Genomic DNA, 23762 nt, shown 5'->3' with positions numbered 1-23762 from the left:
GCCGGAACGTGATCGCTACTTCGAACGGACCGTAGATTTCGAAACGGCCGCTCGTCAATGCCTTCGGCGTGACTTCTGACAGCGCTTTCTGTCATTGACCGTGCAACGACTTCTTGTGACGCGGACACAACCAGCCGCGTAGTCTCGGACCGGCCGTCGCGGGGCGGCCGGAAGGGGGAGCCGATGGACGTCGCGGGCGCGCGCGGGACGGCGGCCCGGATCGCCTCGGCGCTGCGGCGCGCGAGGACCGGCCCGGCCATGCGCGAGCTGACCGGCGATCTCTCCGCCGCACTGCGGGCGCGCACCGAACGGCCCGAAGGGGTCCGGGAGTTGTGCCGGGCACTGTGCGAGGAACTGTCCGGGCGGCGTGGCGGACGGCCGGTGGAGGTGCGTTTCGAGCGGTTCCCCGACGAGATCGGCGTGACCGGACTCTGGGTGGAGTTCCAGGACTTCGACCTGGTCATCGTCGAGGAACGGGCCGAGGCCGTCCAGCAGTTGGTCATCCTCGGCCATGAACTGTGGCATCTGCACGCCGGGCACCGGCACCACCACCACGGCCTCGGCACGGTCGCCGCGGGCGTCCTGGCCGGCCGTTCCGGCTGGGAGTCCGCCGCCCTGGCCTTCGCCGCCCGCAACGGCTCCCGGGAGGACGACGAGGCCGAGGCCGACGACTTCGGCCACCGGCTCGCGGCCCGCTTCCGGCGCTACCTCGCCGACTCCGGGCCCGCCGTTCAAGGGGCCGCGGACACCGCCGCGGTCCAGCGCACCCTCGGCTACCGCGGACGCAGGGGGACGCTGCGGTGAACCATGGGCTGTACATCTCCTTCTGGCTGCCCACGGTGGTGCTGGGGGCAGCCCTCGCCATCAAGCTGCCCAGCATCGTCAAGCTCTGGCGGGACCCGCTGCTGCGCGCGGTCGGCGGCCTGCTCGTCTTCGGCTGTGCGGTCTTCGTCTTCGCGGCCCCGAAGACCATCGCCTGGACCAACCGGGTCACCGGCGTGCCGAACATCGCCGCGCCCTGGGTGTACTCGCTGCTCACGGCGCTGTCCGCGTCCTGGCTGCTGCTGATCATCGCCTGGCGCAACGGCCGGTCCGAGCGCTCGGCCCAGACCCGCCGGACGACCCGCCTGGTGGTCTCCGTCTACGCGGCGGTGGTGGTCGCGCTGTGGGTGCTGTTCGCGCTCGCCGAGGTCCCCGTGGAGCGGATCCAGGACCTGGACACCTACTACGCCAACACGCCCTTCATGCGCGAGGAGATCCTGCTCTACCTGGTCGCGCACACCGTGGCCTGCTCGGTCACGGCCCGCCTGGTGTGGAACTGGAGCCGCACCGACGGCCTCGACGCGTGGCTGCGCTGGGGACTGCGTTTCCTGGGGGCCGGCTATGTGACGAACCTGCTGTTCAGCGCGGCCAAGTTGACGGCGGTCGGCGCGCGTTGGACCGGGCACGACCTGGACTGGCTGAACACCGGCATCGCGCCGGCCGCCGCCTGCGTCGCCGCCACGCTCGTCGCGATCGGCTTCATCGTGCCGCACGCCGGCCAGTACCTCCAGGAGCGGTGGCGGGTGCGCCGCCGTCACCGGAGCCTGCAGCCGCTGTCCCGGCTGATGCGGACCGTCACCGGCGGCCGCGAGCCGTTCGACCTGCGCGCCACCCCGGAACTGCGGCTGATCCGCCGCGAGACGTTCATCCGGGACGCCCTCCTCCCGCTGGCCCGCCGCCTGGACGACGACCTGCTCGCCCGGGCCTACGACGCCGCCGTCGCCCTCGGCGTCGAACGCGGCCGGGCCCAGACCCTGGCGGCCGCGGTGGCGCTGCTGGACGTCGTGGAGGCGCGGGAGCGCGCACAGCACGCCTCGGCGGCCCCCGAGGCGACGCGGTCCACGCAGAGCGACGGCGGAGCCGCCTCCCCGGCTTCCGCCGCTCACCCGGATCCCCTCGACGCCTCCCCCTCCCCCGCGTCCGCCGGCTCCGCCTCTCCCGCCTCTCCCGCCTCTCCCGCCTCTGCCGCCCATTCCGCTCCCTCCGCCCTCTTCTCCTCCGGCCCGGACACCACGTATCTCCTGCGGGAGATCCAGGCCGTGTCCCAGGCCCTGCGCCACCCCGACGACATCCAGGCGGTCCGCACCCGCGCGGCCGCCCCGGCAGAGAGCATCTCCACGCATGACTGAACCCTCCAACCCCGCCAGAACCGCCGTAGTCCTGGGGGGATCCCATGCGGGCATGCTCGCGGCACGCGCCCTGACCGGCCTCGCCGACCGGGTCGTCGTCATCGAGCGGGACGTGTTGCCCGACGGTCCCGCGCCCCGCAAGGGGCTGCCCCAGGCACGTCACGCCCACATGCTGTGGTCGGGCGGGGTGCGGGCGGTGGAGGAGCTGCTGCCGGACGTCACCGGTGCGCTCCGGGCGGCCGGGGCGCGCCGGTCGCCGGTCACCACGGACATGGTGGTCCTCGGCCCGCGCGGCTGGTTCCGCCGCTGGCCCGAGTCGCACCACGTGATCCTGGCCGGCCGCGACCTCCTGGACGCGACGGTCCGGGCCCACGTACTGGCCGACGAGCGGGTCGAACTGCGCTCGGGGGCCGAGGCCCTGGGCCTGGTGGGGGACGCGGGCGCGGTCACCGGCGTGCGGGTGCGGGAGGGCGGCGCGGAGCGGATCGTCGAGGCCGGCCTGGTCGTCGACGCGAGCGGGCGCGGGTCGCGGGCGGCGGCCTGGCTGGCGGAGCTGGGGCTGCCCGCCGCGGAACGGCGCGAGGTGGACTCCGGGCTCGCCTACGCCAGCCGGCTGTACCTCGCGCCCGAGCCGGCCCGGTCCGGGTACCCGATCGTCAACGTGCAGCCCGACCCGCGGGACGCCGGTCCCGGCCGCGCCGGGTTCCTGCTGCCCATCGAGGACGGCCGCTGGATCGTCACCCTCAACGGCACCCGGGGCGGCGAACCCTCCCCCGACGGCGACGACTTCGTGCGCTTCGCCCGCGAGGAGCTGCGCCACCCCGTCATCGGGGAACTCCTCGAACAGGCCGAGCCGCTGTCCGGCGTGGCGTACACCCGGTCCACCGTCAACCGCCGGCACTTCTACGAGCGGATGCCGGCCTGGCCCGACAACTTCGTCGCCCTCGGTGACGCCCTCGCCGCGTACAACCCGCTCTACGGGCACGGCCTCGCGGTCGCCGCCCAGAGTGCGGTGCTCCTGCGCGACACCGTCCGGCGGCACGGATGGGGCACGGCGGGGCTGTCCCGGCGCGCGCAGAAGGCGGTGGCCCGGCCCGTCGCGACCGCCTGGGACCTCGCCGTCGGCCAGGACGTGTTCTACCCCGGCGCGACCGAGACCGGCCCCACCCGGCGGGACCGGCTCGTGGCCGCGTACGTCGGCCGCCTGATGCTCACCGCCACCGGCAACGGCCGCATGGCCCGCCGGGTGACGGACGTGACGTCCCTGGAACGCGGCCCGCAGGTCCTGCTGAGCCCCTCCACGCTGGCGGCGGCCGCCGTCGGCCCCCTCCGGCCACCCCTGCCCGGCCCCCCGCTGACGGTGGAGGAACGACGGCGGGCGGGCCTGCGGTAGACGGGCGGCGTCTTCCCCGCCCCGGTGGCGCGGGGCACCGGCCCGTGCGGGACCCGCGGACGTCCACGGCCGACGGCCGTCGTCGGCCGATGCCGCCGGCCGACGAGGCAGCGGTCAGCGGCGGGCGTCTTCGGCCGGCGGGTGTCGGTCAGCCGGCGAAGGCCGGTTGGGGGAGGCCCTGGCCGGCGTTCGGGAGCACCAGCAGGGAGCCCGCCGTCGGGTGGGGGGCGTCGAGGCCCACGCGGGCCGTGGTGACGTACAGGTCGGTGAGGTCCGGGCCGCCGAAGGCGCAGGCGGTGACGCGCGGGGAGGGCAGGTCGATCTGCCGGTCCAGGACGCCCGCGGGCGTGTAGCGGCGTACCGCGGCCCCGTCCCACAGCGCCACCCACACGCAGCCGTCGGCGTCGACGGTGAGTCCGTCGGGGAACCCGGCCCCCTCCTCGATCCCCACGAAGGGACGGCGGCCGGACGCCCGCCCGTCCGCCGAGAAGTCGAAGACGTCGACGCGGCGCGTCGGCGAGTCGACGTAGTACATGAGCGTGCCGTCCGGGCTCCAGCCCGTTCCGTTGCTCACCGCCACGTCGTCGAGGATCACCTCGGCCGACCCGTCGCCGGTGAGGCGGGACAGTGTGCCTCCGCCGGGGGCCTCGTCGTAGCGCATCGTGCCCGCCCACAGCGAGCCGTCCGGGGCGACGGCCGCGTCGTTGGCGCGGCGGCCCGGGACGGGCTCGTGCCGCAGCCAGCGGAAGCCGCCGTCCGGATCGAGGAGGCCCACGCCGTCCCGGAGGTTGAGGACCAGGCCGCCCCCCGCCCGGGGCTTGGCCGCGCCCACGTGCTGGTGGGTCGTGCGGACCGTGCGGCGGCCGGTGGCGGGGTCGTACGCGTGCAGACGGCCGCCCAGGATGTCTATCCAGAGCAGCCGCCCGGCGGCCGGGTCCCAGGTCGGCCCCTCGCCGAGGGTCGCCCCGGCCGGCACGGCCACCTCGTACCCTGCCCTCACGCCGCGCTCCGGTAGCCGAGCAGCTCGGACAGCTCGCCGGCCCCCTTCAGGGCGAGCGTCTCCAGACCCGCGCGGCGCTCCTCGCTCCAGCGGATCATGGGGACGGAGATGGACAGGGCCGCGACGACCTGCCCCGTGCGGTCGCGCACCGGCGCGGCCACGCAGCTGACGTCCGGATTGGACTCGCGGTTCTCGACCGCGACGCCCCGCTCCCGGATCTCGGCCAGGGCCGCCCGCAGCTCCTTCGGCTCGGTGATGCTGTTCGGGGTCATCCGCACGAGTTCGGCGTCGTCGGGGATGCGCGCCATGAGCTCCTGCTCGGGGAGCGAGGCCAGCAGCATCTTGCCGACGGAGGTGCAGTGGGCGGGCAGGCGGCGGCCCGCGGCCGACACCATCCGGACCGCGTGCGTGGAGTCGACCTTCGCGATGTAGATGACGTCGGCCCCCTCCAGGATCGCCACGTGCACCGTCTCGTCACACGTTTCGGCGACGGTGCGGGCGACCTGCTGACCCTCGGCGGCGAGGTCCAGCTGCTCGGCGTAGCGGCTGCCGAGCTGGTAGGGACGCACCCCGAGGCGGTACCGTCCGGGTTGTCCGGGGACGGGCACGATGTACGCCCGGGCGGAGAGGGTGGTCACGAGTTCGTGCACGGTGGTGCGCGGAAGCTGGAGCTTGCGCACGATGTCGGGGGCGGAGAGCGAACCGTCCCCGTCGAGGAAGAGCTCGAGGATGTCGAGAGCTCGGGTCACGGCAGGTACAAGGCGTCCCACGACCGGCCCCCTCCCTTAGTCTGTAGTCTCAGTGCCCGCGTTCGAGATATCAACAGGCGATCGGCATGACGAACACAGGCTGTCATAAGGTGTTGCGGCGGGCAATGGTCGTGAGTCGCGCGGTGGGCCAGGATGGAGCGCATGCCGACCCAGAAACGCCTCGCGGGCTCGTTCTCACCGCTCGACTTCCAGCTGGTCCTGCTGCGCCGCATGGCCGATCACAATCCGGATCTGGTGGAGAACGCCCGCCACGAACTGGGCGTTTCCCTCACGCAGATGAGGGAGGCCAACAGACGCTGGCAGGCGATGGTCCACTCCCCGCACACGCGGGGTTCCCTTTCACGGTATCGCTCGGTACTCGGCGAACCCGAGTCGAGAACCACCCGGCGCGTCGGCGACCTCGACTGCGAGGCGTGGCTGTGGCCGCTCCCGCTCTGGCCCGACCTGCGCTTCGAGGTGCTGCTCGCCCCGAACGGCTCGGTCTGGAACGAGTGGCTGGTCCGCGCCCCGGGGGCACGGCCGCCGTTCCTGCAGTCCCTCGCCGACCTCACCCCCTGGTCCTGCACGGTCGACGAGGCCGCCCACGCCTTCTCCCCGGCCCGCCCCCTGGAGGGCACCGCCCCCAACCGCTGGGGACTGGCCTTCGCCGCGCCGGACGGGCGCGGCAGGACGTCGTCGCCGAGTTCACCTGGGGCCTGCTCCAGCGGACCGCTGTCAGGGATTAGCGGCTCCCGGATCGCGCGCACCGTCCGGCGCAGGAGCCGGAGCAGAAGCCGGAGCAGGAGCCGGAGCAGGAGCCGGAGCAGAAGCCGCGGCCGCGGCCGCGGCCGCCGTCAGGATGCCTGCGACGACATGTGGCAGGGACTGCGGGTGCAGGAACAGGAAGAGGTTCGGCTCGACCAGTTCCAGCTCCATCACCCGCGGTTCCCCGTCGTCGCCGTCCACCAGGTCGACGCGGGCGTAGAGCAGTTCGGGCGCGTCCGGCACGGCGGCCAGGGCGCGCTCGGCGACGGCCAGCTCGGCCGGGGACGGCGTCCAGGGCTCCAGACCGGGGTGGGCGACCTTGTCCGCGTCGAAGGCGGTGCCGGGGGCGAGGACCGCACGCTTGCGGCTGGCGTGCAGGAGGCGGCCGCCGAAGAACTGCAGGGCGCGCTCACCGCCGGCGTCGATGGCGCGCACGTACGGCTGCACCATCGCCGTCAGCCCCTCCGCGTGCATCCGCGCGAGGTGGCGGACGGCCCTCTCGTGGCCGTCGGGCGTGTAGCGGGCGGCGTAGCGCGCGCCGGCCCCCGAGGCGGGCTTGATCACGTACTCACCGCCGTCGGGCAGCCCGCCCGGCTCGCCGGGCGCGACGTAGCGCGTCGGCACGGTCGGCACCCCGGCCGCCGCCAGCTCCCCCAGATACCGCTTGTCGGCGTTCCAGCGCACCACGTCGGCCGGGTTGGCCAGCCGGGTGACGGCCTCGACCTTCCGCGTCCAGGCCGCGAACTCGTCCGCGCGCCAGCTGTAGTCCCAGGTGGAGCGGATGACGACGAGGTCGTACGCGGCCCAGTCCACGTCCGAGTCGTCCCAGAAGACGCCGTCGGCCTTCGCGCCTGCCTCGCGCAGCGCGCTCAGCAGCACCGGAAAGTCGGCGTCCTTGCTCGGCTCCGGCCGGGGGTCGTAGGTGACGAGCGCGATTCGGGCCACGACGGACTCCCTGTTCGTACGACTGTCCGAGCACCGGAAGGCTAACAAGCCGGCCGCCGCACCCGCCCCGCCGCCGTGGACCGGCCAGGCCGACAGGTGCCCGCCCGACGTGGCCCGCGGCCGGCGTGAGCGGACCTGGGACCGCCCGCCATGGGCCCGCCGCGCACGGCGGGGCCGACGTGGGCCGGCCGACATGAACAGGCGTGGGTCCGGCCTGCCCGGGCGGCCGCGCGGTCGAGGCGTGGTGGAACGGGCGACGCGGGGAGGTGCGGGCGCGGCGCGTGGGGTAGGAACCTGCTTGTCGCCCACCTCAGCCGTGCAAGGAGTCCGTCCCGTGCCGCCTCTCTTCCCCGCCCTGACGAACGATCCGTCCGGCCGCCCCGCCCTGCGGTTCGGTGAGCGTTCCCTGTCCTACGCGGAGCTCGCCGCGGCCGCCCGCGCCGTCGGCGGACGCGTGCGGGAGGCGACGGGCGTCCACCCTGCCGAGGGAGGCCGGGACCGGGGACGGGTCGCCGTGTGGGCCACGCCCGCCCTGGAGACCGCCGTGGCCGTGGTCGGCGTGCTGCTCGCCGGGGTGGCGGCCGTGCCGCTGAACCCGAAGTCGGGCGAGAAGGAGCTCGGGCACATCCTGTCCGACAGCGCGCCGAGCGCGGTGCTCGCGGCCCTCGGCGACGAACTGCCCGAGCCGTTGCGCTCGTTGCCGCGGATCGACGTCGACGTGGACGAGCGCGGCGACGCGGGTCCGGCGACTGACGGCGCGCCGCTGCACGACGAGGTGGGGCGCGACGAGCCGTGGGGCGACGAGCCGTCGGACGACGAGGAGCCCGCGCTCGTCGTGTACACCTCCGGCACCACCGGACCGCCCAAGGGCGCGGTCATCCCGCGCCGCGCGATCGCCACGACCCTGGACGCGCTCGCCGACGCCTGGCAGTGGACCGGCGAGGACGTCCTCGTGCACGGGCTGCCGCTGTTCCATGTGCACGGGCTGGTGCTGGGGGTGCTCGGACCGCTGCGCCGGGGGGGTTCGGTCCGGCACCTCGGGCGGTTCGACACGGAAGGCGTCGCACGGGAGCTGACCGGCGGCGCGACCATGCTGTTCGGGGTGCCGACGATGTACCACCGCATCGCCGAGGCCCTGCCGTCCGACCCCGGGCTCGCCGAGGCGCTCGCGGGGGCGCGGCTGCTGGTGTCCGGTTCGGCCGCGCTGCCCGTGCACGACCACGAGCGGATCGCGGCGGCCACCGGACGGCGGGTGATCGAGCGGTACGGCATGACGGAGACGCTCATGAACACCTCCGTGCGGGCCGACGGCGAGGCCAGGGCGGGCACCGTCGGGGTGCCGCTGCCCGGGGTGGAGCTCCGGCTCGTCGACGAGGACGGGTCGGCCGTCGAGGCCTACGACGGGGAGAGCGTCGGGGAGATCCAGGTGCGCGGGCCGAACCTGTTCACCGCGTACCTGAACCGGCCTGACGCGACCGCCGCCGCGTTCACCGCCGACGGCTGGTTCCGCACCGGCGACGTGGCCGTCCGCGACCCCGACGGGTACGTGCGGATCGTCGGGCGCAAGGCGACCGATCTCATCAAGAGCGGCGGCTACAAGATCGGCGCGGGCGAGATCGAGAACGCCCTGCTGGAACATCCCGGGGTGCGGGAGGCCGCCGTCACCGGTGAGCCGGACGCGGACCTCGGCGAGCGGGTCGTCGCCTGGGTGGTGCCCGACGATCCGCACTCGCCGCCCGGTGAGCGCGAGTTGGCCGACCACGTCGCCCGCCGCCTCGCCCCGCACAAGCGGCCCCGCACGGTCCGATACCTGGACGCCCTGCCCCGCAACGACATGGGGAAGATCATGAAGCGGGCGCTGCCGGCATGACGGCGCGGCGGGCGGGCGCGCGGGAGTTCATCGCCCTGGTCGCCGACGGGTTCCACGAACTCCCGCACGTGGAACGGGAGTCCCGGCCGGACGGGCCGCTCGGCTGGCCCGGCTACGACGCCTCGCGCGAGCGCGCCGCCCGGCGCACCGGCGAGTCGGAGTCCGTCGTCTGCGGTGTCGCCCGCGTCGAGGGCGTCCGAGCGGTGCTGATCGCCTTCGAGTTCGGCTTCCTCGGCGGCTCGCTGGGCGAACGCACCGGCGACCGCCTGGTCGCGGCCTACGCATACGCCCGCGAACACCGGCTGCCGGTGGTGCCGTTGGTCGCCACCGGTGGCAGCAGGATGCAGGAGGGGATGCTCGCCCTCACCCAGCTCCAGCGGGTGGCACGCGAGTCGGCGCTCACCCGGGAGGCCGGGCTGGCGCAGATCGCGGTCCTGCGGGATCCGACGACCGGCGGCGGCTGGGCCACGCTGGGCGCGGGCGCCGACGTGGTGCTGGCGCTGCCGGGCGCGCAGGTCGGCTTCGCCGGCTCACGGGTGCGACCGCCGGACGCCGACCCGGCCGCCTACACCGCGGAGGCGCAACTCGCGGCGGGTGCGGCGGACGCGGTGGTGCCCGTGACGGAGCTGCGGAAGGTACTGGGCCGCTGGCTGCGCCTGCTGACCGGCGGGACGCCGGCCGCGGGAGGGCGACCGGCGGAACCCGCCGCCCCCGACGGACCGTACGCGCCCGACTCAGCAACGGCAGCAGCAGGAGGGGCGGCAGCGGCACGGCTCAGCCCGCACCAGCACGGCACCACCGGCCCGCAGACCCCGGACGAGCCCGCGGAACCGCTCCAGGGGCACTCTCCCGTCCCCGCCGAGCCGCGCACCCACCGGGAGGAGGAAGCAGCGCACACCGCCGCCCTGTCCGGGTCAGCGCCCGGCCCACAGGCCGCGGTCGAACCCGCCCCCGTGCCGGACGCCCTCGGGGCGACGGATCTGCCGCGTACCGGACGGGACGCCGTTCGGCGGGCCCGTGCGCCGGAACGGCCCCGTGCGCAGGCCTACCTGGACGCCTACTTCACCGACCGGCTGGCGATCTCCGGCGACCGGTGCGGCGGTGCCGACCCGGAGGGGATGCTGTGCGGCTTCGGCCTGCACCGGGGCCGCACGGTCGCGTACGCGGCGCAGACCGGTGCGGCGACCCGGCCCGCCGGCTACCGCACGGCCGCCCGGCTGATCCGGCTCGCCGGCCGGCTCTGCATCCCGGTGCTGACCCTGGTGGACACGCCGGGCGCGGCCAACGACGCGGCGGCGGAGCGACAGGGCGCCGGTGCGGCGATCGCGGACCTGTTCGGCGCGGTCGCCACCGCCCGCACACCGCTCACCACGCTGGTGATCGGCGAGGGCGGTTCCGGTGGCGCGCTGGCACTGGCCGCACCCGGGCGCACCTGGGTGACCCCGGACGGCTACTTCTCCGTCATCGCGCCGGAGTCGGCGGCCGCGATCCTGAAGCGGCCCCCGCAGGAGGTGGACGCGACGGCCGACCAACTACGCCTGAGGCCCCAGGACCTGGCGGAGCTCGGGGTGATCCGAACCGACCGGGCGCACGGAACGCAGGACAATCGCGCGCACCGTCCGTGACAATGGAGGCACGCAGAGACGCGACACGGGACGGGCGGACGGACGCGCGGTAGCACGGAGCCGAGAAGAGCAGCGGCAACAGCAGAAGAAGGGGTTACGGGGGAAACCGTGGACGGACTGGTGGAGTTCAGAACCGACGACGGCACCGTGGTCGCCGTGGAGGCGGGCGCGGAGGGGCGGCCCGGTTCCCGGCTGGTGGCCCGCGGTGACGGGACGGTGCAGGCGGCCCGCACCTTCGAGGGCGCCCTGGAGGGCGTGCGCGCGGCCGCCGAGTCCGCACTGCGGGTGTTCCGGGACGGGACGCTGCAACCCGACGGCGTCGAGATCGAGTTCGGCGTGAAGTTGTCCGCGGAGACGGGCGCGATCATCGCCAAGGGCACGGCGGAGGGGCATCTCGTCGTGAAACTGACCTGGTCGCCCTCCTCGGACACCTGACCAGCGCCGCAGCGCCACAGCGCCTGTCTGGACCGGCAGGCGGCGGCGGGCGCGGGCCATCCCCGCCACCTCACCCGAGGTGGCGACCCGTGCCATGTCATGCCGGGACGGCGCCGGACGCCCTGCCGGCCTCGCTCACCGCACTGCCCGGCGCGCCTGCCGTGGCTGACCCGGTGGTCGCCGACGGCGGCCGGGGCGGCGGGGTGCGGAGCGGGAAGCCACCGGCGGGGAAGCGTGGGCGGACCATCGAAACCCGGCGAACTGGCTTAGGCTGGCAGGGTTTTGAAGATTTCATGAAGATCGAGAGGTGGAATTGCGCATGCCCCGCACACCGTCCCGACGTACCGTTCTGCGCGGACTCACGGTCACCGGAGCGGCAGTGGCCGCCTTCGACACGGCGTCCCGTTCCTGGGCCGCGACCGCCACCGAGTCCGAGACCGCCTCCTCACCGGCATCCGCGACCCTCGCCAAGGTCCCGCGGCTGGACGGAACTCTCCTCACGGACGCCTCGTCGCTCACCGCCGCCGCCGACGACTACGGGCACATCGTGCACCACCGCCCCGCGGCGGTCCTGCGCCCGGGCTCGGTGCGCGACGTCGTCGCCATGGTCCGCTTCTGCAACGACCACGGGCTGCCGGTCGCGCCGCGCGGCCAGGGGCACTCCCCGTTCGGCCAGGCACAGGCCGAGGGCGGCCTCGTCATCGAGACCGCCCCGCTCTCGGGCATCGGCTCCGTGAACACGGCCTCCAGGACGGTCACCGTGGGCGCCGGCGCCAAGTGGAGCGCCGTCGCCCGGGCCGCCCTCGCCCAGGGCCTGACCCCGCCCGTGTTCACCGACTACCTCGAGCTCTCCGTCGGCGGCACGCTGTCCGTGGGCGGCCTCGGCGGCCAGGCCCACCGGGTCGGCGCCCAGGTCGACAACGTGACGGAACTGCAGGTCGTCACCGGCGCGGGCGAGCTGGTGCGCTGCTCACCCGCCCGGCGGGCCGACCTCTTCCGTGCCGTCCTGGCCGGCCTCGGCCAGTGCGCCGTCATCGTCGAGGCGACGCTGCGTCTGGTGCCCGCGCCCACGACGGTCCGCCGCTACCAGCTCACCTACGGCGACCTGGCGACCTTCCTCGACGACCAACGCGTCCTCGTCCGGGAGGGCCGCTTCGACTACGTCGAGGGTCAGGTCCACGCGGACGCCGCCGGCGCGTTCGGCGTCCACGTCCTGGAGGCGGTGGCCTACGGCCCGCCGGTCGGGCCGGCCCCCGACGACGCGGCTCTGCTGCGCGGCCTGCGCCACGACCCGGCCACCGTGCAGATCACCGACCAGCCCTACTACGACTTCCTCGACCGCCTCGCGCCCGTCATCGCGGCCATGAAGGAGGCCGGCATCTGGGGCTTCGCCCACCCGTGGCTGAACCTGATGCTCCCCGGCACGTCCGCGGCGGCGCTCGGCGCACAGGTGCTGGGCGGGCTCACCCCGGCGGACGTCGGCCCCGGCGCCGTCATCCTTTTCTACCCCCTGCTGCGCGACCGCCTCACCACCCCGCTGCTGCGCACCTCCGACGACGAGGTGTCGTACCTCTTCGACATCCTGAGCGCGGCCGCACCGGACGACACGGCCGCCGTCGACCGCCTCCTGGCCGTCAACCGCTCCGCCTACGACACGGTCGCCGCGGCAGGCGGCACGCACTACCCCGTCGGCAGCATCCCCCTCACCCCCGCGGACTGGCAGGCCCACTTCGGGCCGGCGTGGGCAGGCCTGCAGTCCGCCAAGTGCACCTACGACCCGCGGGGAATCCTGGCCCCGGGCCAGGGCATCTTCGACTGACGAAACAGCCACGAGCACGGGACGGGGCAGGGGGCGGGGAACGGGGGGCGGGAGCAAGGCACAGGGGCAGGGGGGCACGAAGCACGGCACAGGGGCCGCCGCGCCAGTGCGGGGCAGCGAACGCCACGGGACACGTGCGCGGACCGAGGCCCGGCAGGTGGCGGGCGGGCGGCGGGGACCGGGGCCCGGCCCGCGTGGGGCGGGCGAGGGTCCCCTCACCCCCTTTCCCCGCGCGAGGTTTGCGGAACAACCCCCGTTCAGCCGTGCCTCGTCCGGCCCACCTGAAAAGGCGGCCCCCTCCGCGCCCGAGCACGATGCGTAGGGAGGCCTGCCGACCGGCGGCCCGCACGGTCTGTGCTCTCGGGAGGACCTGCCATGACCGCCAGCCTGGAGCAGCTGCGCCGCTGCCACTTCGCCGTCGACCTGGGAGCGGCGCGGACGCGGGTCTATGTCAAGGGTGCCGGACTGGTCGTCGACCAGCCGTCCGCCGCCGCCGTGAACACCCGCACCGGCGCGCTGATCGCGGTCGGCGAGCTCGCCGAGAAGATGACCGGGCGCACCCCGCACTACATCCGCGTGATGCGCCCGGTCTCCGGCGGCACGGTCGTCGACATCGAGATGGCACAGCGCATGCTGCGTCATCTCATCGGCGACAAGATCCGCCGGCAACTGCGCCGCAAGCCGTTCCTGCGGGCCGCCGCCTGCACCCCGCACGACGCCGATCCGCTCGCCCAGCGCGCCGCGATCGAGACCCTGGTGGGCCTCGGCTCCCGGCGCGTCGAGCTGGTCGACACCCTCATCGCCGCCGCCGTGGGCTGCGGGCTGCCCGTGGAGCAACCCGAGGCCACCATGATCATGGTGTGCGGGGCCGCCGCGACCCAGGTCGCCGTCCTCTCCCTCGGCTCGATCGTGACCGCCGAGCGCATCCCGGTGGGCGGCGAGGCCGTGGACCACGCGATCGTCCAGCACCTGCGCCACGAGCACGAGTTGATGCTGCCCAGCCAGTCCGTACGACCGCTGCAGCTCGCCCTCTCCGGCAACGGCCTCACCCCGCAGGGCCCCGCGTCCACCGAGATCCACGGACGGGACGTCGCCACCGGCCTCGCACGCTCCGTGCAGGTCGACACCGCGGCCGTCCGCGACGCCATCGAGACCCCGCTGACCGCCGTCCTGGACGGCATCGGCAGAGTGCTGCGGGAGTGCCCGCCCGACCTGGTGGCCGACCTCGCCGACCGCGGGATCATGATGGTCGGCGGCTCCGCCCTGCTGCCCGGCTTCGACCACATGCTGCGTCAGGCCACCGGGATGCCGGTGCACATCGCCGAACGCCCCGACATCTGCGCCGCCCAGGGGCTCGGCGCGATGCTCGAGGGCAGGATCGAACCGCTGACCCTGAACCCACTGGGCACCTGAGGCGAGGCACGGGGCGGCCCCGCGCCCCCGGGAGCGGGGCCGCCGAGGGACGCACGGGCGGGCACCGGCGCCCACGGGAGCACACGGCAGCGCACGGGCACGCACGGGCACGCACGGGCACGCACCGGCAGGCACGGGACCATCTCGGCTTTACCGGCGTCACATGTGCGCAACCTTGACGATCACCTGGCCGGGTGCCACGATTCCGGCGCCGCCATGTTTGCGTAAACATCCGCCACCGCAGGGTCGCCTCGGGGGTGCCGCGGGGTCACCGCGGAGTCGATGGTTGCGTAAACATCGTCTTGAAAGGGCACGTAGATGCGTAAGTCCCCCACCGCAGCGTCCTTCGCCTCCCCCCGCCTGCGCGCCGCCTTCGCCGCGGTCGCCGTCGCCGCCGTCACGGGCGCGACCCTGGCCGGCAGCCCGGCCTCCGCCACCCCCGCCGCCCCGGCGCACCACGGGTCCCGGCCGACCGCCGACACCACCCAGTTCAAGGGCGTGAACTGGGCAGACCCGCGCGACAACTTCGCCGACGACCACCTGCAGCTGTCCGGCCTGAAGACCACGGACAGCTACCGCCAGACCTATGCCAAGGCGAGCCGGATCATCGCCGCGTTCCGCGTGAACCTCGGCGCGAACACCGTGCGGCTGCCGATCAACCCGTACACGGTCAACGGCGCGTACTGGAAGTCGTACCGCGGGGTCATCGACGCGGCCTCCGACCAGGGCTTCAAGGTCATCGTCTCGTACTGGGAGGGCACGGGCGCCCAGAAGGACGGCTTCATCGACGACGAGGCCGCCTACTGGCCGATGTGGAACACCGTCGTCAAGACCTACAAGAACGACGAGCGCGTCTACTTCGAGCCGATGAACGAGCCGCACGGCTACACCGACGCCCAGTGGGCCGACATCGCGGCGAAGTGGCTGTCGACGTACTCCAAGGTGCCGCGCAACCGCGTCTTCGTCAGCGGTGCGGGCTACAACGACCACGTCACCACGGTCTGCGCGGACCCGAGGCTGAAGGGCACGTACCTCTCCCTGCACCACTACGGGTTCTGGAAGGACTACGCGACCTACGACCAGTGGGTGGCCGACCTGAAGGTGCGCATCGGCGACTGCGCGAGCCGTACCGTCGCGGACGAGTTCGGCGCCCCGATGACGACCGGTCTGAACTACAACGTGAAGACACCGGACGACAACTTCGTCAACTTCGTCCAGGCCGTCACCGACACCTTCCGCGAGCTGAAGATGGGTTCGGTGTACTGGCCGGGCCTGCGCACCGACGACATCTACTCGGTGCAGACCCTCGTGGGCCCAGCCGACCGTCCCTGGCTGGCCACGACCAACCAGTCCGGCGCCGACCGCCTCGCGTGGGCCTGGGGCCGCGGCAAGCCGGTCAAGGGCTGACTCCGGGCCGGCCCACCCACCCCCGACCACCCCACTCCCCCCACTCCCCCCACCCCGGAGGCTCCGTCCCGGCACTCGTCGGGGCGGAGCCTTCGCGGCCTGACAGGAAGTAGGTTCCGAGCCATGACGAAGATGACGAGCGACTCGAACGACTCGAACACCTCCAACCACTTGAACGAGGCGAAAGAGGCGAACGTACGGCTCGGTGTCATGTACGACCGGGACTGGGCGCCCGAGGACCTGCCCGGTTTCGCGCGGGAGGCCGAGGCGCTCGGCGTGGACGACCTGTGGGTGGTCGAGGACCTCGGGTGGAACGGCGGGGTGTCGGCGGCGGCCGTGGCGCTGGGAGCCACCGAACGCATCCGGGTCGGCATCGGCATCGCCCCCGCCCCGCTGCGCAGCCCGGCGCTGCTGGCCATGGAACTGGCCACGCTGGCCCGGGTGTTCCCCGGACGGCTGGTCGCCGGGGTCGGGCACGGGGTGCGGGAGTGGATGGAGTCGGTCGGCGTCGCGCCCCGGTCGCCGCTGGCCCTGCTGGAGGAGACGATCACCTCCGTGCGTACGCTGCTGCGCGGTGAGAGGGTCCAGCTCGACGGCCGTGAAGTGCGCCTGGACGGCGTCACGCTGGTGCATCCACCGGTCCTGGTGCCGCCGGTGATCGCGGGCGTCGTCCGGCCCCGCTCGCTGGAGCTGGCCGGGCGGGTCGCGGACGGCGTGCTGATCGCCGAGGGCCACGGGCCGGCCGACCTGGAGAACACCCGGGCCCTGACAGCCAAGGGCGGCGCGGGTCCCGAACACACCCTGACCGTACTGTCGTTCGCCTGCGTGGGCGACGACGCCGACGACGTCGCGCGCACCCTGCACCCGCACACCGAGGGCCACGGTGCCTGGCTCGGCCGCCCTCAGGACGAGGTGTTCACCGTCTCCGGCACGCCCGCGCAGGCCGCCGACGACGTGCGCGCCCTGCACGCCTCCGGCGCGGACACCGTCGTCCTGCGCGTCGTGGGCCCGGAGCCTCTTGGGCAGCTCGCGGCGCTGCTGGCGTCCCTCGGGCGCTGAGGCCGGGGAACTCCCTGCCACCGCCCGGACGTTCCCCCGCACAGGATCGCGGGCAGGACGATCCGTGCACGTCCGGACACGTTCGGACACGGAGAGAACGGGGACAGGGATGGCGCGCGTACTGGTCATCGGCGGCGGGATCGCCGGCACCGCGGCGGCGCTGGCGCTGCGGAAGGCGGGGCAGCAGGCCGTCGTGTACGAGGCGCACCCCGACTCCGCCGAGGACGTCGGCGCGTTCCTCACCCTCGCGAGCAACGGCCTGCGGGCGCTGGCCCAGATCGACGCGTCGGACGCGGTGACCTCGCTCGGCTTCCCGCTCACCTCGATGCGCGTGGTGGACGCGACGGGCGCCGAGACGGCCCACGTCCCGCTCGGGGAGGCCGGCGATCCCCGGCTGCGGTACCGGTGCCTGCGCCGCGGCGAGCTCAGCGCGGCGCTGCAGGCGCAGGCTGTCCGGCGGGGCGTCGAGATCGTCCACGGCACGCGCCTCGTCTCCGTCTCGGAGGGCCCCGAGGGCGTCACCGCGCACTTCACGGACGGCGGCACGGCCACCGGCGACCTGCTGCTCGGCGCGGACGGCCTGAACTCCACCGTCCGCCGGACCATCGCCCCCACCGCGGCGCCGTGTCACGCGGGGCAGCGCGTCTTCTACGGCTACACCGCCGACGCTCCGGTGAGCGGCGTCGACGAGACGGCGTACATCACCATGACCCGCGGCAGCGCGGTCGCCTTCGGCCACATGACGTCACCGGGCGGGGAAACCTCCTGGTTCGCCCGCGTCGACGCCGCCGAGCCGCTGACCGCCGACGAGATCGCGGATGCGGGCCCCGGCCACTGGCGGGACCTGCTCGTCGCGCTGCTGCGCGCCGACCGCACGCCCGCCGCGGACGTCGTCGCGTCCACCAAGGCCCCCGTGCTGGTCACCGACGCCACCGAGATCCCCAACGGCACGCCCTGGCGCTCGGGCCGCACGCTGCTGATCGGCGACGCGGCGCACGCGGCCTCCCCCGCGACCGGACAGGGCGCGTCGATGGCCCTGGAGGACGCGGTGATCCTCGCGAAGTGCCTGCGCGACGCCCCGGACCCCGAGTCCGCGCTCACCCTCTACGAGACGCTCCGCCGCCCCCGCGTGGAGCACAACACCACGGTCAGCGGCAACATCTCCCGCGGCGTCCACACCCCCGCTCCCCACCCCACCGGCGCCCCGCCCCCGCCCCGTCCGGGCGACGACGACCTCACCCGCCAACTGACCTGGAACACCCGCCTGTTCTAGCGGGGTGTCGGACGGCGGGCGAAGCGAGGAGCAGCCGGGACTGCCTGCGGCGAACCCGTGGCTACGCCGCGACAGACCGGGCGCGCACGCCGGGCCACCGCACGAGGACGGTGCGCGCCGCGCGATCGAACTTGCTCTGGTGGTAGGTCCCCCGGCCCTTGGCCATCTGCGCGAGCAGGATCGCCCCGACCAACACGTTCAGCACCGGAATCGACAGGAAGGCGGCCCGGTCGAACTCACGGAGGAACGTGTCCTTCCAGGACGGCGGAAGCGTCCCGTCCGACCACAGCCGGACCACCCGCAGCCCGAGGACCCGCTTGCCGACGGTGGTGCCCCACCAGTGCACCAGGGGCAGGTAGTAGAGCAGCGCGCCGCCCACCAGGCTCACGGACGCGATGACCAGAATCGCCCCGTCGTCGCTCGTCGACCCCGCCAGGCCGACCAGGAGGAGATACGCCACCCCGAACGCGATCAGCGTGTCCACCACACGCGCCGAGATCCTGCGCCCCTTGGAGGCCAGCACCAGCATCTGGTCGGCGCCGGCGGTGGGGGCGGGTCAGCCGTCGCCCCGCCCGCGGACCTCCTTGCGGAACTCGATCGGGGACTGGCCCGTGCGGTGCAGGAAGTACTTGCTGAACTGGGAGGGGTTGACGAAGCCGAGCTGGTCCGAGATCTGGGCCGCGGTCCGGTCGCCGTGCGCCAGCAGCCGCTTCGCCTCCAGCACGACCCGGCGGTCGACGAACTCCTTCGCACTGAGCCCGGCGCCCGCCAGCGTCGCCCGGGAGAGGGTGCGGCCCGAATAGCCGAGCGTGCGGGCGTAGTCCTCCACCCGCCGGGTGCGGGTGAAGTCCCGTTCGACCGCGTCCCGGAACCGCAGGTACGTCTCGTCGGGTTCCGGTGCGGCGCTGCCGACCGGGACGGTGAGGTGGGCGAGCCGCAGCAGGAGGACGGCCAGGAGGTGACGCAGGGCCGCCATGTGCACCTCCAGGGGGAGATGGCCGAGTGCCTGGAACTCGCGGCTCAGATGCTCCGCGGCCATGGTCAGGGCCTGCGCGTCGTCGGCGACGGGGGTGGTGACGACGGGTGCGTGCGGGTCGTCGACCCGGGCGGCCGTCGCGGTGGCCGCGTCGAGCGCGTCCTGCCGGAAGAGGACCAGCGTGCCCTCGGCCCGGCCGAGGGCACCCCACTGATGCACCTGCCCCGGGCGCACCCACAGCCAGGACCCGGGCCGCAGCACGTGAGCGGTGAAGTCGACGGTGTGCCGGAGGCCGCCCGTCGTGAGGGTGAGCAGATGGTGGAAGTCGGGGCGCAGCGGCCGGCCCAGGGTGGGCGCGGAGACACGGCGGCGCAGCTCCGCCAGTGACATGACCTCGACTCCGGCCGGGGTACCCGCGGGCGGAGCGAAGGGGACCTCGAGGATCTCCTTCGACGAACCGTGTCGCGTTTTGGCCATCATCAGTCACAAGTTTATCGGGACGTCCTCTGTCGTCCTCGTACGTTGGTCGTACTGCCGAAGGGGCGGATTCTCCCTGTCCCGGCGGAATCCGGAAAGGACGGCGGAGGGCGATGGCGCGGGTGGCAGGGGCGGCGTACGAGACGATCCGCACGTGGCTGGAGGAGTCCGACCGGGTCCTGGTCGCGGCCGGCGCCGGTCTGAGCGCGGCGGCCGGTTACGACTACGGCGACGCGGAACGCTTCAGGGAACTGCTGCCCGGGCTCCACCGGCTCGGTCTGCGCTCGCGCTACCTGCTCGGCGCGCCCCTGCCGAAGGACATGATGTGGGGGTACTGGGCCGTGCACATCGACGACATCCGTCACAGCCCGGGCCCCAACCCCCTGTACCGGCGGCTGAGGACGCTGGTGGGCGAGCGCGACCACTGGGTGACGACGTCCAACGTCGACGCCCTCTTCGCCCGCAGCGGTTTCGCCCCCGACCGGGTCTTCACCCCGCAGGGCGACTACGGCCGCCTGCAGTGCACCGTCCCGTGCACCCTTGAGACATGGCCCAGCAAACCGTTCCTCGACACGATCCTCGCGGCCTACGACCGTGACACGGGCCGGGTGACCGACTCCCGGGCGCTGCCTCGGTGCCCCAACTGCGGCGGCGAGGTCTTCCCCAACGTCCGGGTCGGTCCCGAGTTCGTCGACCGGGCCTATCTGCCGGCGGGGCGGCGGCTGGTGCGGTGGCTCGAGGACGCGCCCAGGGACAGCACCTTGCTCGTCCTGGAACTCGGCGCCGGATTCAATACCCCGGGGGTGATCCGCCTGCCCATGGAGGACGTGGTGCGCCGGACGCCCCGGGCCCGGCTCGTCCGGATCAACCCCCGACACCCCGACGTACCCGCAGACCTCGGCGAGCGGGCCCTGTCCGTTCCCCTCGGGGCGGACCGGCTGCTCGACCGGCTCGATCCCTGACGGGTTCCGGCGGGGCGCCCACGTCACCACGCGAGGAGACCCATTCATGTCCGAGGCATCCAAGGCATCCAAGGCATCCGAGACATCCGCAGCACCCGCGGCACCGGAGGTGTCCGCCCCCACGATCGCGGTCACCGGGGCCACCGGCCGTCTCGGCGGGCGGGTGGCCCGGCGGCTGGCCGACCGGGGCGTCCCGCAGACCCTGGTGGTCCGCCGCCCCGAGCGGGCTCCGCGACTGCCCGGCGCGGTGGCCGTGCGCGGCGACTACGCCGACCGGGCCGCGGTGACCGAGGCCCTCGCCGGTATCCGCACCGTCTTCATGGTGTCCGCCTCCGAGAGCGTGGACCGCCTCGCCCAGCACAGGGCGTTCGTGGACGCGGCCGCCGAGGCGGGAGTGCGCCATCTGGTGTACGTCTCGTTCTACGGCGCGGCCCCCGACGCCGCCTTCACCCTGGCGCGCGACCACTTCCACACCGAGCAGCACATCCGGGCGAGCGGACTGGCGTACACGTTCCTCAGGGACAACCTCTACGCCGAGTTCGTCCCCGACCTGGTCGGTGAGGACGGCGTCATCCGCGGTCCGGCCGGACGGGGGCGTGCCGCGTTCGTCGGCCAGGACGACATCGCCGACGCGGCCGCCGCGGTGCTCTCCCGTCCGGACGACCACACCGGCGTCGCCTACGACCTGACCGGCCCCGAGTCCCTGACCCTGGACGAAGCGGCCGTGATCCTGTCCGAGCAGCTGGGACGCACGGTCGCCTACCGGCCGGAGACGCTCGAGGAGGCCTACGCCTCCCGTGCCTCCTACGGCGCCCCGCCGTGGCAGCTGGACGCCTGGGTGTCCACCTACACGGCCATCGCGTCCGGCGAGCTCGACGGCGTCAGCGACGCCGTGCCCCGCCTCACCGGCCACCCCGCCACACCCCTCGCCGACGTCGTCCGCGCCGCCCTCGGCTGACACACACGCGTCAGCACCCACGAGTCTCGAGCTGTCGCTTTTTGAGCATCAGAAGTCCTTTTCTGCCCCGGTTGACCCCTCGCAGCGGCCTAGTTTGAACATATCGCCACTCGACCTCCGGTTCATCCCGCACAGGTCCCCCACGCAAGGAAGACCGTCATGAGCAACGCAAAGAACGCCGTTCTCCAGGCCGCCTCGGAGCTGTTCGGCGACAAGGACCCCTCCGCCGTGGACCGCTGGGCGGCCACGGACTACACGCAGCACAGCGCCCTCGCCGCCGACGGCCCCGAGGCGCTGCGCGCACTCGTGACCGGCCTCGGCGAGGACTTCCGCTACGAAGGCGCCCGGGTCATCGCCGACGGCGACCTGGTCGCCCTGCACGGCACCTACCACGGGTTCGGCCCCGACCCGCTCGTCGGCTTCGACATCTTCCGCGTCGACGCCGACGGCAGGCTGGCCGAGCACTGGGACGCCCTGACCCCCGAGGTCGAGGTCACCGTCTCCGGCCGCTCCCAGACCGACGGCCCCGCCGCCGTCACCGACGTCGACAAGACCGAGGCCAACCGCGCCCTGGTGACCGGGTTCGCCGAGAAGGTCCTCGTCGGTGCCGACTACTCGGTGCTCACCGACTACATCTCCACCGAGACCTACCACCAGCACAACACCGAGGCCGCCGACGGTCTCGACGGTTTCGGGGCGGCCGCGGCGAAGTGGGCCGAACAGGGCAAGAACCTCGTCTACAAGAAGGTCCACAAGGTCATCGCCGAGGGCGACTTCGTCCTGACGCAGTCCGAGGGCGAGTTCGGCGTCGCGGTCGCCTACTACGACCTGTTCCGCGTCGCGGACGGCAAGATCGTCGAGCACTGGGACGTCATCGCACCGGTACCGTCCGAACTGCCGCACGGCAACGGCCTGTTCTGACCGACACCGGACACCGCCGGACACCCCGGACACCCCCGACCTCCGGCGGACGCACCGAGGGAGCGCCACAGCATGAGCAGCCCCACCTACGCGGGCAAGACGTACCGGTTCAGCGTCGACAACGGCGTCGTCTTCCACAACGCCTACGGCCCCGACGGCACCACCCTGCACTACGAGACCGTCGCCGGTCCCGGCGCGGGAGCGAGCGAGGACGTCATCCTGCACACGGCCAAGGTCGCCCCCGGCGTTTTCCTGCTCGGCTGGGTGGAGAAGTCGGGCATGACCGTCACCCACGCGATGAACCTCAACACCTCCACCGTCCACGCCTTCTGGACGTACGAGACGGCCGGGGGCCGGATCGGCGAGCTGCACGCCGGCACGCTCGAACAGCTCTGACCGCCGCCGACGGCCCGGCCCGCGCACGAGGACGTGCACGCGCCGGGCCGTCGGCACGACCTGTCCGTACGCACCGCCCGGAGCCCTTGATGAACGCGTCCCGCGCCGAGTCCGACGTCCTGGCCGGCACGGAGGCAGTGCCCCCTCCGCTGCCTCTGACCGCCTACCGGGAGGCCGTCGCCCTGGACGAGCCCTTCCGGCCGGCGACGGCCCCCGCGGCCGCCGACCGGCTGGACGCTCACGTCCGCGCGGCGCTGCGCCTGCTCGCCGCCGATCCGGCCGTACACCGGCTGGGGCTGCGGGCCGATTCGCCGGGGAACCTCGACGGCATGGACGCGGCGACGGCCCGCGAGCTGCTTCGTGCGGTGCTGACGGTCCGCGGGCCCGGACCGCTGCCGCAGGGCGCGAACGACGCGGTGGACGCGCTCCTGGGCGGGGAGCGCGTCCTGCGGCCGACCGTCCGGGTGGAGACTCTGCCCACGATCGAGGAACGGTTTCCCGGGTCCCTCCTCCCGGCCGGAGACCGCACCGTGCTGTGGCGCGGAGACCTCACCGTTGTGGACGCGGACGCCGTCGTCAACGCCGCCAACAGCGCCCTGCTGGGCTGTTTCCGCCCGCTGCACCCCTGCATCGACAACGCCTTCCACAACGCCGCGGGCCCCCGGCTGCGCGACGACTGCCACGCGATCATGACGCTGCAGGGCGCGCCCGAAGCGCCCGGCACGGCCAAGATCACCCGCGGCCACCATCTGCCGGCCCGGTACGTCCTGCACACGGTCGGCCCGATCGTCGACGGCCGTCCACGGGCCGATGACGCGCGGGTGCTCGCCTCCTCCTACCGGGCCTGCCTGGACCTCGCCGCCGAGGTGGAGACCATCCGCACCCTCGCCTTCTGCGCCGTGAGCACCGGCGTCTTCGGCTACCCGAGGAGCGAGGCCGCCCCCGTCGCGCTGCGCGCGGTCACCGACTGGCTGGACGCCCACCTCGGCCGTTTCGACCGCGTCGTGTTCGCCGTGTTCGGCGAGGACGACGAACAGGCCTACCGGCACGCCCTCGGCGAAGGCGCCCGGCCCTGATCCACGGTCGTGCGCATCCCGCGCGAGGAGGCGGGCGGGGCCTCGTGCCGCAGACCCCCGGGCAGTGGGCCT

General features: G+C 73.9%; 21 protein-coding genes and 1 pseudogene. 17 read left to right on the top strand and 5 right to left on the bottom strand.

Annotated features, from left to right (window positions below):
• The first annotated feature begins 183 nt into the window (after positions 1-183).
• Genes C6376_RS16525 through C6376_RS16515 form a run of 3 tightly spaced genes read left to right on the top strand, consistent with a single transcriptional unit; the run spans position 184 to position 3564 of the window.
• On the top strand, positions 184-804 hold the full coding sequence (locus tag C6376_RS16525; RefSeq protein WP_173985660.1) for a toxin-antitoxin system, toxin component family protein: 621 nt from the start codon (positions 184-186) through the stop codon (positions 802-804).
• The gene (locus tag C6376_RS16520; RefSeq protein ID WP_107444115.1) at positions 801-2171 is read left to right on the top strand and encodes an MAB_1171c family putative transporter; all 1371 of its coding nucleotides are present in this window, start codon (positions 801-803) and stop codon (positions 2169-2171) included. Before C6376_RS16525 ends, C6376_RS16520 begins: the two co-directional genes overlap by 4 nt.
• Positions 2164-3564 carry an NAD(P)/FAD-dependent oxidoreductase gene (locus C6376_RS16515; protein WP_173985659.1) on the top strand — a complete coding sequence of 467 codons (1401 nt, stop codon included), beginning with the start codon at positions 2164-2166 and terminating at the stop codon, positions 3562-3564. The genes C6376_RS16520 and C6376_RS16515 overlap by 8 nt, the downstream gene beginning before the upstream one ends.
• A 148-nt stretch (positions 3565-3712) precedes the next feature.
• On the opposite strand, the gene C6376_RS16510 is transcribed toward C6376_RS16515, so the two are convergent.
• Positions 3713-4564 carry an SMP-30/gluconolactonase/LRE family protein gene (locus tag C6376_RS16510; protein WP_107444113.1) on the bottom strand — a complete coding sequence of 284 codons (852 nt, stop codon included), beginning with the start codon at positions 4562-4564 and terminating at the stop codon, positions 3713-3715.
• Positions 4561-5334: an IclR family transcriptional regulator gene (locus C6376_RS16505; protein ID WP_107444112.1), complete on the bottom strand. Its 774-nt coding sequence runs from the start codon at positions 5332-5334 to the stop codon at positions 4561-4563. Before C6376_RS16505 ends, C6376_RS16510 begins: the two co-directional genes overlap by 4 nt.
• Positions 5335-5466: 132 nt before the next feature.
• On the opposite strand from C6376_RS16505, the pseudogene C6376_RS45245 reads away from it, so the two are divergent.
• Positions 5467-6059 (top strand): annotated as a pseudogene (locus C6376_RS45245) (hypothetical protein).
• On the opposite strand, the gene C6376_RS16495 reads toward C6376_RS45245, so the two are convergent.
• On the bottom strand, positions 6049-7023 hold the full coding sequence (locus tag C6376_RS16495) for a RimK family alpha-L-glutamate ligase (RefSeq protein WP_254075964.1): 975 nt from the start codon (positions 7021-7023) through the stop codon (positions 6049-6051). The pseudogene C6376_RS45245 and the gene C6376_RS16495 sit on opposite strands and share 11 nt — an antisense overlap.
• Positions 7024-7357: 334 nt before the next feature.
• Here C6376_RS16495 and C6376_RS16490 point away from each other — a divergent pair, with 334 nt between their 5' ends.
• From C6376_RS16490 to C6376_RS16455, 8 genes are all read left to right on the top strand, one after another.
• Positions 7358-8893, top strand: a complete 1536-nt coding sequence (locus tag C6376_RS16490; protein WP_107444111.1) for an acyl-CoA synthetase — start codon at positions 7358-7360, stop codon at positions 8891-8893.
• On the top strand, positions 8890-10518 hold the full coding sequence (locus tag C6376_RS16485) for a carboxyl transferase domain-containing protein (RefSeq protein WP_107444110.1): 1629 nt from the start codon (positions 8890-8892) through the stop codon (positions 10516-10518). The genes C6376_RS16490 and C6376_RS16485 overlap by 4 nt, the downstream gene beginning before the upstream one ends.
• Before the next feature lie 108 nt (positions 10519-10626).
• Positions 10627-10953 carry a CU044_2847 family protein gene (locus C6376_RS16480; protein WP_107444109.1) on the top strand — a complete coding sequence of 109 codons (327 nt, stop codon included), beginning with the start codon at positions 10627-10629 and terminating at the stop codon, positions 10951-10953.
• A gap of 319 nt (positions 10954-11272) precedes the next feature.
• Positions 11273-12772 (top strand): FAD-binding protein, encoded by a 1500-nt coding sequence (locus tag C6376_RS16475; RefSeq protein ID WP_107444108.1) that lies wholly within the window; start codon positions 11273-11275, stop codon positions 12770-12772.
• A gap of 375 nt (positions 12773-13147) precedes the next feature.
• Complete coding sequence (locus C6376_RS16470) at positions 13148-14185, top strand: rod shape-determining protein (RefSeq protein WP_107444107.1); 1038 nt, start codon at positions 13148-13150, stop codon at positions 14183-14185.
• 318 nt (positions 14186-14503) lie between these two features.
• On the top strand, positions 14504-15592 hold the full coding sequence (locus tag C6376_RS16465; RefSeq protein WP_107444106.1) for a glycoside hydrolase family 5 protein: 1089 nt from the start codon (positions 14504-14506) through the stop codon (positions 15590-15592).
• Positions 15593-15724: 132 nt separating this feature from the next.
• On the top strand, positions 15725-16651 hold the full coding sequence (locus C6376_RS16460) for an LLM class flavin-dependent oxidoreductase (protein ID WP_107449004.1): 927 nt from the start codon (positions 15725-15727) through the stop codon (positions 16649-16651).
• A gap of 109 nt (positions 16652-16760) precedes the next feature.
• The gene (locus C6376_RS16455) at positions 16761-17924 is read left to right on the top strand and encodes an NAD(P)/FAD-dependent oxidoreductase (RefSeq protein ID WP_107444105.1); all 1164 of its coding nucleotides are present in this window, start codon (positions 16761-16763) and stop codon (positions 17922-17924) included.
• Between the two features lie 61 nt (positions 17925-17985).
• On the opposite strand, the gene C6376_RS16450 is transcribed toward C6376_RS16455, so the two are convergent.
• Both C6376_RS16450 and C6376_RS16445 read right to left on the bottom strand, forming a co-directional pair.
• Entirely contained in the window at positions 17986-18453 is a 468-nt protein-coding gene (locus C6376_RS16450; protein WP_107444104.1) for an RDD family protein, read from the bottom strand.
• Positions 18454-18480: 27 nt separating this feature from the next.
• A complete protein-coding gene (locus tag C6376_RS16445) occupies positions 18481-19380 on the bottom strand; it encodes an AraC family transcriptional regulator (RefSeq protein WP_173985658.1) in 900 nt (299 codons plus the stop codon).
• A 110-nt stretch (positions 19381-19490) separates the two neighbouring features.
• On the opposite strand from C6376_RS16445, the gene C6376_RS16440 reads away from it, so the two are divergent.
• The 5 genes from C6376_RS16440 to C6376_RS16420 all read left to right on the top strand — a co-directional run bounded on the left by C6376_RS16440 (position 19491) and on the right by C6376_RS16420 (position 23690).
• Positions 19491-20339, top strand: a complete 849-nt coding sequence (locus C6376_RS16440) for an NAD-dependent protein deacetylase of SIR2 family (protein ID WP_107444103.1) — start codon at positions 19491-19493, stop codon at positions 20337-20339.
• A gap of 46 nt (positions 20340-20385) precedes the next feature.
• Positions 20386-21297 (top strand): SDR family oxidoreductase, encoded by a 912-nt coding sequence (locus C6376_RS16435; protein ID WP_107444102.1) that lies wholly within the window; start codon positions 20386-20388, stop codon positions 21295-21297.
• 159 nt (positions 21298-21456) lie between these two features.
• Positions 21457-22218 (top strand): nuclear transport factor 2 family protein, encoded by a 762-nt coding sequence (locus tag C6376_RS16430; protein ID WP_107444101.1) that lies wholly within the window; start codon positions 21457-21459, stop codon positions 22216-22218.
• A gap of 72 nt (positions 22219-22290) precedes the next feature.
• Positions 22291-22614 (top strand): adenylate cyclase, encoded by a 324-nt coding sequence (locus tag C6376_RS16425; protein ID WP_107444100.1) that lies wholly within the window; start codon positions 22291-22293, stop codon positions 22612-22614.
• 89 nt (positions 22615-22703) lie between these two features.
• On the top strand, positions 22704-23690 hold the full coding sequence (locus C6376_RS16420) for a macro domain-containing protein (protein ID WP_107444099.1): 987 nt from the start codon (positions 22704-22706) through the stop codon (positions 23688-23690).
• The last annotated feature ends 72 nt before the right edge of the window (positions 23691-23762 follow it).

Origin of the sequence: Streptomyces sp. P3 (genome assembly GCF_003032475.1) — a bacterium.
Lineage (GTDB): Bacteria > Actinomycetota > Actinomycetes > Streptomycetales > Streptomycetaceae > Streptomyces.
Note: the sequence above shows the minus strand (reverse complement) of the source record. Positions and strands in the feature narration are given on the sequence as shown.